This is a genomic window from Lysinibacillus sp. RS11 (assembly GCF_042019215.1).
Taxonomy (GTDB): domain Bacteria; phylum Bacillota; class Bacilli; order Bacillales_A; family Planococcaceae; genus Lysinibacillus; species Lysinibacillus xylanilyticus_A.
Genome location: NZ_CP168124.1, coordinates 3,398,386 through 3,411,052, shown reverse-complemented (window position 1 = coordinate 3,411,052; position 12,667 = coordinate 3,398,386). Strand labels below are relative to the sequence as shown.

The 12,667-nt window shown below is 38.6% G+C and carries 12 protein-coding genes; 10 read left to right on the top strand and 2 right to left on the bottom strand.

What is annotated here, in order from left to right:
- Nucleotides 1-310: 310 nt before the first annotated feature.
- On the bottom strand, nt 311-844 hold the full coding sequence (locus tag AB9L17_RS17595) for a transcription repressor NadR (RefSeq protein ID WP_068983759.1): 534 nt from the start codon (nt 842-844) through the stop codon (nt 311-313).
- Between the two features lie 141 nt (nt 845-985).
- Here AB9L17_RS17595 and AB9L17_RS17590 point away from each other — a divergent pair, with 141 nt between their 5' ends.
- The 8 genes from AB9L17_RS17590 (at nt 986) to AB9L17_RS17555 (ending at nt 8,121) form a co-directional block, all read left to right on the top strand.
- The gene (locus AB9L17_RS17590; RefSeq protein ID WP_375199540.1) at nt 986-2,020 is read left to right on the top strand and encodes a LysM peptidoglycan-binding domain-containing protein; all 1,035 of its coding nucleotides are present in this window, start codon (nt 986-988) and stop codon (nt 2,018-2,020) included.
- A 70-nt stretch (nt 2,021-2,090) separates the two neighbouring features.
- On the top strand, nt 2,091-2,888 hold the full coding sequence (locus AB9L17_RS17585; protein ID WP_068983757.1) for a phosphotransferase: 798 nt from the start codon (nt 2,091-2,093) through the stop codon (nt 2,886-2,888).
- A 116-nt stretch (nt 2,889-3,004) separates the two neighbouring features.
- Nucleotides 3,005-3,625 carry a Holliday junction branch migration protein RuvA gene (gene ruvA / locus AB9L17_RS17580; RefSeq protein WP_068983756.1) on the top strand — a complete coding sequence of 207 codons (621 nt, stop codon included), beginning with the start codon at nt 3,005-3,007 and terminating at the stop codon, nt 3,623-3,625.
- Nucleotides 3,626-3,643: 18 nt separating this feature from the next.
- Nucleotides 3,644-4,648: a Holliday junction branch migration DNA helicase RuvB gene (gene ruvB, locus AB9L17_RS17575; protein WP_068983755.1), complete on the top strand. Its 1,005-nt coding sequence runs from the start codon at nt 3,644-3,646 to the stop codon at nt 4,646-4,648.
- A gap of 17 nt (nt 4,649-4,665) precedes the next feature.
- Nucleotides 4,666-5,706, top strand: coding sequence for a tRNA preQ1(34) S-adenosylmethionine ribosyltransferase-isomerase QueA (gene queA / locus AB9L17_RS17570; protein WP_068983754.1), 1,041 nt, complete (start codon nt 4,666-4,668; stop codon nt 5,704-5,706).
- Between the two features lie 58 nt (nt 5,707-5,764).
- Nucleotides 5,765-6,910, top strand: a complete 1,146-nt coding sequence (gene tgt / locus AB9L17_RS17565; RefSeq protein ID WP_068983753.1) for a tRNA guanosine(34) transglycosylase Tgt — start codon at nt 5,765-5,767, stop codon at nt 6,908-6,910.
- A gap of 173 nt (nt 6,911-7,083) precedes the next feature.
- Nucleotides 7,084-7,344 (top strand): preprotein translocase subunit YajC, encoded by a 261-nt coding sequence (yajC, locus tag AB9L17_RS17560; protein WP_068983752.1) that lies wholly within the window; start codon nt 7,084-7,086, stop codon nt 7,342-7,344.
- 141 nt (nt 7,345-7,485) lie between these two features.
- Nucleotides 7,486-8,121: a DUF421 domain-containing protein gene (locus AB9L17_RS17555; RefSeq protein ID WP_068983751.1), complete on the top strand. Its 636-nt coding sequence runs from the start codon at nt 7,486-7,488 to the stop codon at nt 8,119-8,121.
- On the opposite strand, the gene AB9L17_RS17550 is transcribed toward AB9L17_RS17555, so the two are convergent.
- The gene (locus AB9L17_RS17550) at nt 8,118-9,635 is read right to left on the bottom strand and encodes a putative polysaccharide biosynthesis protein (protein ID WP_068983750.1); all 1,518 of its coding nucleotides are present in this window, start codon (nt 9,633-9,635) and stop codon (nt 8,118-8,120) included. The genes AB9L17_RS17555 and AB9L17_RS17550 overlap by 4 nt on opposite strands.
- A gap of 93 nt (nt 9,636-9,728) precedes the next feature.
- Here AB9L17_RS17550 and AB9L17_RS17545 point away from each other — a divergent pair, with 93 nt between their 5' ends.
- Nucleotides 9,729-10,037 carry a post-transcriptional regulator gene (locus tag AB9L17_RS17545; protein ID WP_068983749.1) on the top strand — a complete coding sequence of 103 codons (309 nt, stop codon included), beginning with the start codon at nt 9,729-9,731 and terminating at the stop codon, nt 10,035-10,037.
- Nucleotides 10,038-10,383: 346 nt separating this feature from the next.
- The gene (gene secDF, locus AB9L17_RS17540) at nt 10,384-12,651 is read left to right on the top strand and encodes a protein translocase subunit SecDF (protein ID WP_223553556.1); all 2,268 of its coding nucleotides are present in this window, start codon (nt 10,384-10,386) and stop codon (nt 12,649-12,651) included.
- Nucleotides 12,652-12,667 lie beyond the last annotated feature (16 nt).

The window sequence follows — 12,667 nt, the reverse complement described above, 5'->3', positions numbered from 1 at the left end:
ATTACCTATTTTCGCTATTTTTCAAAATAATCGAGTTCTGTCTCAGCCTCTTTTTTTGTTACTATGTTGCTAATATATTTCCATTTTAACTGATTGTAGCGTAGGGATACTCGAGTGCTCCTGTTGCTTCACTATCATCGCAGGGCAAAGCTTCTCGCGGGTAATCGAGTCGCTCGTAGCGGAAATCAGCCTCTTTGAATTAATTCTGTATAAAAATGGCTAATCAATACACCTGATAGTAAATCATTTAAATTCATAAAAATAGAAAGCTGCTAGCCTTTGTGAAAGCCAGCAGCTAAGTAAAAATTGATTATTGATCAACTACTAAATAGCCTTTTTTGTGTAAGGTAAGCTCAATTAAATCTAAAATTTCAACAGAAGGCGCAGAAATAACATGGAGATGTGTACCACCCGTTAGTTCGGATAAGTAACTTGCCTGTGTATCAGTAACACGTTGAATAAATTTTTTTACTTCATGACGGTTAGAGACCATAATAGACGCAGTAATTTCTCCGTAAATAGGATGTTCTACAATAACATTTTTTACTGTACCGCCACAATCAACTATTGTTATAAGTTCATCTTCTGCATCCTCTGAGGTATGGAAGCAAGGGATAGTACGTTCAACAGTTTGATGTAATTGTTCCTGATGCATATAAAGATATCCTTGGCTAGTTGCAATAATAGGTTCATTTCTAGCCTTTAATAATGTCATATCATTGACAATGACTTGTCTAGAAACGTTAGCAAATTTCGCCAAGTCCGTCCCTGTTATAGGTGTGTTGCTTTTTTTTAGCTGTGCGAGAAGTTGCAGTCGGCGTTCTTCGCCTAACATTTTTTTCATAAGAGATCACCTCTGCCTGTAATAAAGGAAGCCGTTTTCCTTAAAACTAGTGTACCATGAAGCCTTTGCAACATGCGTGAAATTTTTGTATCCAAATGAAACATTGAACATATGATACGTAGAGAGGAAGGGAGGAAAAAATTGCGTATTCATATTGTTCAAAAGGGAGATACGTTGTGGAAGATTGCAAAAGAGTATGGTATTTCATTTGAAGATTTAAAACGACTCAATGCCCATCTTGCCAACCCAGATTATATAGTACCGGGCATGGAAATTATTTTGCCTGAAAAAATAAACAAAGAACCGCATAGAGAAGGAAATAGAGATACAAATTGGGATATGCATAGGGAAGGGCATAAGGAAAGACCTATGCATAAGGAGTCACCTACAAGGCCTGTTAAAGAAAGTATCAAAAAAGAGGTGCAAAGACCGATGCCACCACCTATTGTTGCACCACCACCACCGATGCCAGAACCACAGATGATTCCAATTCCGTATCCAATGCCAATGCCTCAGCAACCGACGTTTGTACCACAGCCTGTAGAGCTTAATTGGCATCAACAAGTAGTCATGCCACAAGTAGAACAAACTCAAATGGTTATACCGCCATCAGTTCAAATTCAACCACCACCGCCTGTAGCACAACCGGAACTACCGCCACAACCAATGCCACAACCAATGCCACAACCGATTTATATCATGCCACAAATGCCACAACCAATGCCACATATGCCAGTAGTACCTCATTGTGTAAGCTGTCATCAGCCGGTGCATCATCATATGTGGTGGCATATGCCGATGCCGATGCCAATGCCAATGGAACAACAAGTAGAAGCATATACGATGCCGGAGCAACCATCATGTGAGCCATGCAGTAAAGTTGCTGGAATGCCTGATTTCTTAGAATCTAGTACATCTCCATTCTTCCCTATGAAGCCTGGATATGAGCCTATGCAGGAGATGGAAATGAAGCAATCCTGTGGTTGTAATGCACAACCAATCATGATGCCGAATTGGAAAATGGATTCATGTCAATGCCAACCGCCATGTCCACCACCGTGCCCACCACCATGTCCAATGCCATGTCCATCCCAGTGCCCAACGCCGTATTCTTCATCAGGGCCATGGATGTCACCGCACATGTACCCAGGCGGGATGACGCCTTATCGATGGTGAAAAAGCGTATATCATTGAAGAAGTAAAGTCTAATATTTGGAAGTATAAATATCAATCTAATAATTATTTTGTGAAACGTGCAAAGCAGTTAGAAATAGCAGATAAGGTGAGGGTTATCCATCGACAGCTTGGACGACTTGAACCCTCACTGATTTTACCTTTAATGAAAAGTGATGATGAGTACTTAATCGTGCAAGTTTGGCAAGAAGGAAGTCATAGTGCAAATTTTGCACATAAAAAAGATCGGATGGAATCACTTAAGTTATTAAATACCTTACATGATACACATAAGAAAATTGCTTGGCAGCGGATGCCGGGCTTGCATACCTATTCACAGCTTTTAAAATGGCAAATGCGTCATATGCGTTTTAAGAGCAGGCGGAATGAATTTCGTGCTTTTTTAACGAAAGAAGAAATCGATCAAATTTTACACTATAGTGAGAAGTCGTTACAGTTAATCGCACGGGAGGATGTACCCGAAAAAGAAATAACGCTTTTACATGGAGATGTCGTACATCATAATTTTTTATGGTGCTCAGATGGGGAATTGCGTTTAATTGATTTTGATTTAGCTCATCTTGGAGAAGCGGATGATGAATATATTTTATGGTTACATCGTGTATTGCCAGCTGTAGATTATGACCTTAGTAAAATATTTGCAGAGTTACCGGAGCTGAACCGTTTAGATAAAAGAAAGCTACATCGTTTAAAATATCCAAATGAGCTTTTACGTGAATGGCTTTTCGCAGTGGATTTACCATTAGATCAACAGCTAGTGTTTTTAGATTATTTAGTGCCGTTTACAAAACGTGCCCTCACATATTGGCCAAAACTGTGGTACGATATTGATAGAATGATGAAGAAATGACCGTCTTTAGGCGGTCATTTTTGTGTGTGAACGATTACTTGTGCTTTTTCTTATAGTCGAGCATTCGTTCGCTATATGCTATAATCGAAGACGATGATTGTGAGGGATTATAGAAAATGTATGATTATTTAAAAGGACAAATAAAGCGTATTACTCCTGAGTATATTGTGCTTGAACAACAAGGAATTGGTTGGCAGCTCAATACACCTAATCCATTTGCGTTTAGGACATCTGCACTTGAGCAGCAAATTTTTGTACATTTGCATGTGCGTGAGGATGCTCAAGTGTTATATGGCTTTCCAAATTTAGACCAACGAGAGCTGTTTCGAAAGCTTATATTAGTATCAGGAATTGGACCAAAGGGTGCGTTAGCTATTTTAGCTACTGGGAACCCGCAACAGGTGATAGGTGCCATTGAACGAGAGGATGAATCGTTTTTAGTAAAATTCCCGGGTGTTGGCAAGAAAACGGCCCGTCAAATGATTCTAGATTTAAAAGGTAAACTTGGTGGATTAATGGAGACTATCGAGCTACCTAGTTCAGAGGATGAGCTGCCGTTATTTGGTGTGAATCCATTTAAACATGAGCTTGAAGAAGCTATTCTTGCGTTAATGGCACTTGGTTATTCTGAAAAAGAACTTGAAAAAATACGTCCACAGCTTGAGGAAAATGACAAGCTTGAAACAACAGATGCATTTATGAAACAAGCATTACAATTGCTATTAAAGTTAAAATAGTGGAAGGGGGGGAAGTACATGTCTGAACGTATGATTGCTAGTGAGGCGGGTAGCTATGATGAACAGTTTGAATTATCTTTACGTCCACAAAGATTAGCACAATACATTGGACAGCATAAGGTAAAGGAGAATTTACAAATTTTCATTGAAGCGGCAAAGCTTCGTCAGGAAAGTTTAGATCATGTGCTGTTATATGGACCACCTGGACTTGGTAAAACGACATTAGCTGCGGTCATTGCTAATGAAATGAATGTTAATGTGCGCATGACTAGTGGTCCTGCAATCGAACGTCCTGGGGATTTGGCGGCGATTTTAAGCTCACTGGAGCCAGGAGATGTGCTATTTATCGATGAAATACATCGCCTGCCTCGTGCAATAGAAGAGGTGCTTTATCCAGCCATGGAGGATTTTTGTTTAGATATAGTTGTTGGTAAAGGTCCAGAAGCGCGTTCTGTACGGCTTGATTTACCGCCATTTACACTAGTTGGTGCAACAACAAGAGCTGGCGCATTATCAGCACCTTTAAGGGATCGCTTTGGCGTATTATTAAGATTGGAGTATTATGATAATACTTCACTTGCAGAAATTGTAGAGCGTAGTGCACACTTATTTGATGTTGATATTGAACAAGTAGCAGCACTTGAAATGGCGAGACGCTCGCGAGGGACACCACGTATTGCCAATCGCCTGCTTAAACGAGTGCGAGATTATGCACAGGTGCTTGGAGATGGTATGATAACTGAGGGACTTGCTAAGCAAGCTCTTGAGCTATTGCAAGTCGATCCTAGAGGACTTGACCATATTGATCATAAACTTGTGACCAATATGATTGAGCGCTTCCGTGGTGGCCCTGTAGGCTTAGATACGTTGGCAGCATCTATTGGTGAGGAACGTGTAACAATAGAGGATGTGTACGAGCCGTATTTGATGCAAATAGGCTTTATTCAACGGACGCCACGTGGACGTGTGGCATCAAATTTAGCCTACGAACATTTTGGATATGAATATCCCCAACAAACCTAGAAGAAGGAAGTATTTTCATGCGTGTAGAAGATTTTGATTTTGAATTGCCAGAGGAACTCATAGCACAAACACCACTTATTGATCGTACAGCTAGTCGATTAATGGTCGTGACACCAGGCTCACAAAATGTTGAGCATCATCATTTCGCTCATATTTTAGAGGAGCTACAAGCAGGAGACTGTCTTGTATTAAATGATACAAGGGTCTTACCAGCGCGATTAATGGGCGTTAAAGAAGAAACAGGTGCTCATATAGAGGTACTGCTATTAAAGCAAATGGCTGGTACGGATGAATGGGAAACACTTGTTAAGCCAGCTAAACGTGTAAAGGTCGGTACAGTTGTGACATTTGGAGATGGTTTATTGACTGCTACTTGTACAGGAGAGCTTGATCATGGTGGGCGTACATTTGAGTTTAAATATAATGGGATTTTTTATGAAATTTTAGAACAACTTGGTGAGATGCCATTGCCTCCGTATATTCGTGAAAAATTAGAGGACAAGGATCGTTACCAAACCGTTTATGCTAAAGAACGTGGCTCAGCAGCAGCACCAACTGCAGGTCTTCATTTTACAGAAGAATTACTAGAGCAAGTTAAAGCAAAAGGGGTCGAAGTTGTATTTATCACTTTACATGTAGGACTAGGAACTTTCCGTCCTGTAAGTGTAGATTCAATTGAAAATCACGAAATGCATGCCGAATTTTATAGTGTAACGGAAGAAGCGGCATCTATTATTAACCGTGTAAAGAGTAATGGTGGAAAGGTGATAGCAGTTGGGACAACTTCTAACCGTACTTTGGAAACGATCGGCTCTAAATATGGAGGCGAGGTTCGTGCAGAGCAAGGTTGGACGTCCATTTTCATTTATCCAGGATACGAATTTTCGGTTGTAGATGGTTTAATAACAAACTTCCATTTACCAAAATCAACCCTTGTCATGCTTGTTAGCACACTTGCGACAAGAGAAACAATTTTAAGTGCATATAAACAAGCTGTAGAAGAAAAATATCGCTTCTTTAGCTTTGGTGATGCTATGTTTATCCGTCCAAAAGGATAAACTAAAGAAAAAATCGAAGTACTGTTTTTACTTTAGATAAGAGAGGAATATTTATTTTATGACACAACCAGCAATTCGTTATGAGCTACTTCATACTTGTAAACAAACAGGAGCACGCCTTGGCATCGTGCATACGCCACATGGCTCTTTTGAAACGCCAGCATTTATGCCTGTTGGTACACAAGCAACTGTAAAAACAATGTCACCTGAGGACTTAAAAGAAATGAATGCAGGTATTATTCTGTCAAATACGTATCATTTATGGCTTCGCCCAGGTAATGATATTGTGAAAGAAGCAGGGGGCTTGCATAAATTTATGAACTGGGATCGCCCAATTCTAACAGATTCAGGTGGTTTCCAAGTGTTCTCACTTAGTCAATTCCGTAAAATTGAAGAAGAAGGGGTTCACTTCCGTAATCATTTGAATGGGGATAAACTGTTTTTAAGTCCAGAAAAGGCAATGGAAATTCAAAATGATTTAGGTTCGGATATTATGATGGCATTTGATGAATGTCCACCTTATCCTGCGACATATGACTATATGCTACAATCAGTAGATCGCACAACGCGTTGGGCTAAGCGTTGTAAAGAAGCTCATAACCGTCCAGAAGAACAAGGTCTATTTGGTATCATTCAAGGGGGAGAATACGAGGACTTACGCCGTCGTTCTGCAGAAGCCTTAGTAGAGCTAGATTTCCCAGGTTATGCAATTGGAGGGCTATCTGTTGGGGAGCCTAAAGACGTCATGAACCGAGTTTTAGAGTTTACTACGCCAATGATGCCAGCGAACAAACCGCGCTATTTAATGGGCGTAGGATCGCCGGATTCATTAATTGATGGGGCTATTCGAGGTATTGATATGTTTGACTGTGTACTACCAACACGTATTGCCCGTAATGGTACATTAATGACTTCAGAAGGTCGTTTAGTTGTTAAAAATGCAAAATATGCACGTGATTTTGGGCCGATTGATCCGAACTGTGATTGCTATACATGTAAAAACTATTCACGCGCGTATATTCGCCACCTAATTCGTACTGAAGAAACGTTTGGTATCCGCTTAACGACATACCATAACCTACACTTCCTATTGAAGCTAATGGAGCAAGTACGTGAGGCAATTCGTGAAGATCGTCTTGGCGATTTCCGAGAAGAATTTTTCGAGAAATATGGTTTTAACGGACCAAATGCAAAGAACTTCTAATCTTTAGTAAAAAAATCATGTAAATTTATGTGAATTGTGAATATTACTAGCAAAAAATTGTCTATTATAGAAAAAATATTAGTAATATAGAAAAATTTTGGGCTTGGTCATCGCTTTTTTAAGGTGAAATAGTCTATACTAAAAAAGTGAGAATTGGAGAGGGGGCAAGAATCATGGAACAACTAATTGGATTAGCACCAATATTACTAATGTTCGTTGCAATGTGGTTTATTTTAATCCGCCCTGCTAAAAAGAGACAGCAGGAAACACAAAATATGCAGAGTAATTTGCAACGTGGAGATAAAGTTATTACAATCGGTGGCTTACACGGAGAGATCGACTCAATTGAGGACACTGCTGTAACATTAAAAATCGCAGACAATGTGCGCGTGAAATTTGATCGTCAAGCAATCGGACGTATTGTAAATAACTAACATTTATAAGGCGTTGTCCATCATTTATGTGGACAACGCCTTACTTATTTTATTTAGATTTGTCAAAATAACCATTTTGATCAGGCTTTTTGTATAAAAAGTAACTTACACGGTCACCTTGATAATATGGGGGGTGACTGCATGGAAGATTATTTAATGATTATTTTTAGAACATGCTTTTTATATGTGTTTATCCTAATAATTTTTCGTTTAATGGGTAAACGTGAGGTCGGCGAATTATCTGTAATAGATTTAGTCGTATCCATTTTAATGGCTGAAGTTGCAGCGTTTGCGCTTGATGACTTTGAAAGTCCTTTATTTAATGTAATTTTACCAATCATCATATTATTTTTCATTCAAATAACAAGTGCGTATTTTTCACTAAAAAGTAAAAAATTCCGTGACCTAGTTGATGGTGATCCAGTATTACTCATAAGAGATGGTGTCCTTTTAGAAAGTGAAATGCGCAAGCAACGCTATAATTTAGATGATTTATGTCAACAACTACGCGAAAATGGTACTGCTTCTGTCACAGATATTGCTTATGCCTATTTAGAGCCTTCAGGCAATCTTTCTGTTTATAAAAAAGATGAAAAGGCATTTGTTTACCCACTTATTACTGATGGTGATATTCAGGATAGACATTTAAAAATATTGCATAAAGATATTGATTGGTTAATGGCAGAACTCGCTAAAAATAATATTCAAGATAGTCGCACTGTATTTTTTTGTGTTTGGGAGGATAATCGGCTGCATATTCAGTTGAAAGAAAATTAAACTTTCTTGGCCAACTTACGAAGGTAGCGCAAGTCTGTAATGCGTAACTGATTGGATAATAGTAAAAATGTAAATAGTAAAAATAAGGTCACACAGCTACTTAAAATGAATGGTAGTGGCAACATTTGCATCAGGAAATACTGGGTAACACAAACAGCAATAAAGCAACTATATGGAACAACAAACATTCTAAAGCCGGCACGTAAATTTTTGCGCTGTCTTACTGTTGCGATATGCAAAAACGAAGTTAGTAAAACACCAAAGCCAATTGCTACAACGGCACCTTTTTCCTGTATACCAGGCTGAGAAGCAAGTACGAACATGACAAAGAGCTTTCCAAGACCACCGTAAATGGAGTTCATCATGGCAGCACGGGCTTCACCAATTGCTTGTAAGATCGAATGCAATGGACTTTGAATATAATAAAAATAAAAAATAGGCGCTAATATTTTCACATAACCACGATTTTCTTCTAGGTGAAAGAGCTTCACTGCTAATTCATCGCCATGAACGAAAAAGTACGTAGCGGCAACACAGCCTACCAAGGAAGATAGTCGTAATGATACAGAAATACGTTCCTGTAGGAGCGGTATATGTTGACGGGCAACAGCGTCACTAACAGCCGGTATAAGGACTATCGAAAGTGCTACAGACACAAAAGCTGGGAATAATAATAGAGGGACTAATACACCTGAAATAACCCCATATAAAATTGTCGCTGCTGAAGCAGTTAATCCAGCCATTGTTAAAGCTTTTAAAAAAATTATGGGCTCTAAAAACCAAGTAAAAGATCCGAATAGCTTGCTTCCTGCAGAAGGAAGGGCAATTCGTAACATCGGGGAGGCAGGATAAGCTTCGATTTTGCTTTTTCGTGTCAATAATTTTTTCTTTGAGACAGTATAATGCAACCATAAATACAAGAAAGCAACGACTTCAGCTAGAAGCGTAATCCCCATGGCAGAAGCTGCTGTAACGGCAGCATTATTATAGGCAGCCACTAAAGGAAGCGAAAATGTGATAAAACAAATGCGGATAAATTGTTCAATCATTTGAGCCCAAGCTGTAGGTGTAATTTTTGCGATGCCTTGTAAATAAGCACGTAATAACCCAGAGCCAACTGACACTGGCACAGCAAAAAGTGCAATCCATAGCGTGAATGTTGTTTGTTCATTATGTAAAAGTGTAGTCGATATATATGGTATTGTAAGTGCAACAATCGGCATAAAGATGATCATTCCAATAAATGACCAAAGAATAGCCGTACGCATCACACCAAAGATGCTTTCACGTTTGTTTTTAGCTAGTAATTCTGCTACAATTTTTGCCACAGCGATAGGTAGTCCAAGTTGAATGAGTGAGATGAAGAAAATGAACGCTGGATAGACGGTCATATAAATGCCGACTGCCTCTTCACCAGCGATACGCATAAATTGCATTCTATAAAAGAAGCCGAAGAGTTTCGATAAAAAAATTACAAACATTAAAAATAGTGTACCTCGTACAAAAGAACTCATGCCATCCGTCCCTTCTCAAGCCGCAAAAATTCATTTACACTATTTGTATGCAAACATGGCTTACGATACAACTTTGATTGGAGATGATTCAAAATGAGTATCCAACATGAGCAACTATTTGAAAAAATTCGTCCTGCAATTGATAGTAAGATAGAAGAGTGTAAATATTATCAATACGATGCGATTACCGCTGAAGAACTATGGCGCTATTGTGTGGAGAAAAAATGGCGCAAAAAAAATATTGAGCAATTACGTTTACATGAAATTATCGCCACTATTTTTGCGATATCACCGTCTGATATTGTCTCATTTAATCAAGTAGAATTTTTACAAAGTAATGATTGGTTTACAGAATTGAATACGGAAGAGTTAAAAATGCTGCTTGGGCCGGTTAAAATTTGAGAAGTCTATGTGAAATTTGTCAAATAATAATAGAATACTAAAAGTGTTGAATTGACACCGAGCGCAACGTGTTTCATAATGAGTGTGTTGCGCTTTTTTTATTTGTAAAAATAATTTTACTGAAAACCCTCCTTATGATTCTTAACTGAAGTTGGAGGCTTAACACCTATTCATACAGGGATAAATTTGCGCGTTATGAACGATTGAAATAAGTAGAGTAATCCTTTTGAAGCACAGGCTACATTATTCTATAGGAAAAGGGGGAATAAACGTTTCAAAAGGAATTGCAATTATACTTGTTTGTAGTGTAAGAACGCTCTTACACCTATTCGAGGAGGATTTATAAATGAAACTAAAAAGTCGTATAGTTGCATTCGTACTGCTTTTGGTGATCTTTACAGCAACCATTGGTACGACTGTAGGCGGCGTCTTAAAGGACATTAAGCTTGGTCTTGACTTACAAGGCGGGTTTGAGGTTCTTTATGAGGTTACAGAATTAAAAGAAGGACAAAAAATAACACAGGATGTTATGACAGCGACTGCAACTGCACTTGAAGAACGTGTAAATGCGATCGGGGTAAGTGAACCGAGCATTCAGGTTGAAGACAACAACCGTATTCGTGTGCAATTAGCTGGTGTCGAAGATCAGGAATCCGCACGTAAATTATTGTCGACTTCTGCGAATTTAACAATTCGTGATGTAGATGACAATATATTACTAGATGGTAATGACTTAAAGCCAGGTGGCGCTAAAGATTCATTTGATCAGCAAAATCGTCCAATTGTATCGCTAACATTAAAGGATGCGAAAAAATTTGCTGATGTTACAAGTAAGATTGCGGCGAAACCACCAGGTGAAAACTTACTCGTTATATGGTTAGACTTTGAAGAGGGTGTGGATTCATATAAAGCTGAGTCACAAAAAGCGAAGCCTCGTTATGCATCGGCTGCACAAGTTACTCAAACATTAAATACAACTGATGTAATGATTAGCGGTAACTTCTCAGTTGACGAAACAAAAAATTTATCAGGTATTTTAAATGCTGGGGCACTTCCTGTAAAGCTTACAGAAATGTATTCTACTTCAGTTGGTGCACAATTCGGTGATGAAGCATTGAAGAGTACAGTCTTCGCAGGTATTGTTGGCGTAGTCATTATCTTCTTATTTATGCTATTCTACTATCGTTTACCTGGCTTTATTTCCATCATTACACTTTCTATTTTCACTTTCCTAGTATTAGTTGTGTTTGGCTGGATTAATGCAGTGTTAACACTTCCAGGTATTGCGGCAATTGTGCTTGGTATAGGGATGGCGGTAGATGCTAATATTCTAGCTGCAGAACGTATTCGTGAGGAACTACGTGTCGGTTATTCGGTGAAACAAGCATTCCAAATTGGTTCGAAGCAGTCCCTATCAGCGATTATCGATGCACAGCTAACGACATTATTAGCAGCAGCTGTACTATTCCAATTCGGGACAAGTTCAGTTAAAGGGTTTGCAACAACTTTAATTATCAGTATTTTACTCAGCTTCCTAACAGCTGTTTGGGGGTCTCGAGTACTATTAGGACTACTTGTCAACAGTGGATATTTCAACAGTCCAGCATGGTTTGGTATTGCGAAATCTAAACAGCATAGCTTGGATGAAAATATCAATACATTAGATTTATCAACGAAATTTGATCGTTTTGATTTTGTGCACAACCGTAAGAAATTCTATACATTCTCATTAGCTATTTTAGTGGCTGGTTTAGTGGTCCTTGGTATGTTCCGCTTAAACCTTGGTATTGATTTCTCAAATGGTACTCGTGTACAAATTGAAGCAGACCATACGTTGACTAAAGAAGAAGTATCTAAATATCTTGATAGTATCGGCTTCTCATCTGATGATATCGTTCTTACAGGTGAAAAGAGTACCTCTGCGGTTATCCGTTATAAAGAGGACCTATCGCAAGCAGAAGTTTTAAAAATTAAAAAAGAAGCAGGCGAAAAATATGGTTCTGAACCTGGTGTAAGTACAGTATCACCAACTGTTGGTAAAGAGCTTGTGAAAAGTGCGATAAAAGCATTAGCAATTGCGGCTATCGGTATCATTATCTATGTAGCAATTCGTTTCGAGTGGCGCATGGGTGTTGGGGCAATCGCCTCGTTAATACATGACGTATTCTTGATTGTTGCTGTATTTAGCTTTATGCGCTTAGAAGTCGATATTACGTTCATTGCTGCTGTACTGACGATTGTCGGTTACTCTATTAATGATACGATTGTTACATTTGACCGAATGCGTGAAAACTTAAATCGATATGATATAATTAAGGACCGCGAAGTATTAGCGGATATCGTTAACAAATCACTTCGTCAAACGATGGGTCGATCTGTTAACACGGTGTTAACGGTTATTATCGTTACAGTGGCACTTCTTATTCTAGGTGCACCATCGATTCAAAACTTCTCAATTGCGTTATTAGTTGGTTTGATCACAGGTATGTATTCTTCAATATGTATCGCTGCACAAATCTGGTATTCATTAAAAGTTCGTGAAATGAAAAAATCAGATGGACAAATCCACAAAAAAGAGAAAAAACAATGGGGAACTGATGAACCTACTGTTTAACATCAGCTTATAATAC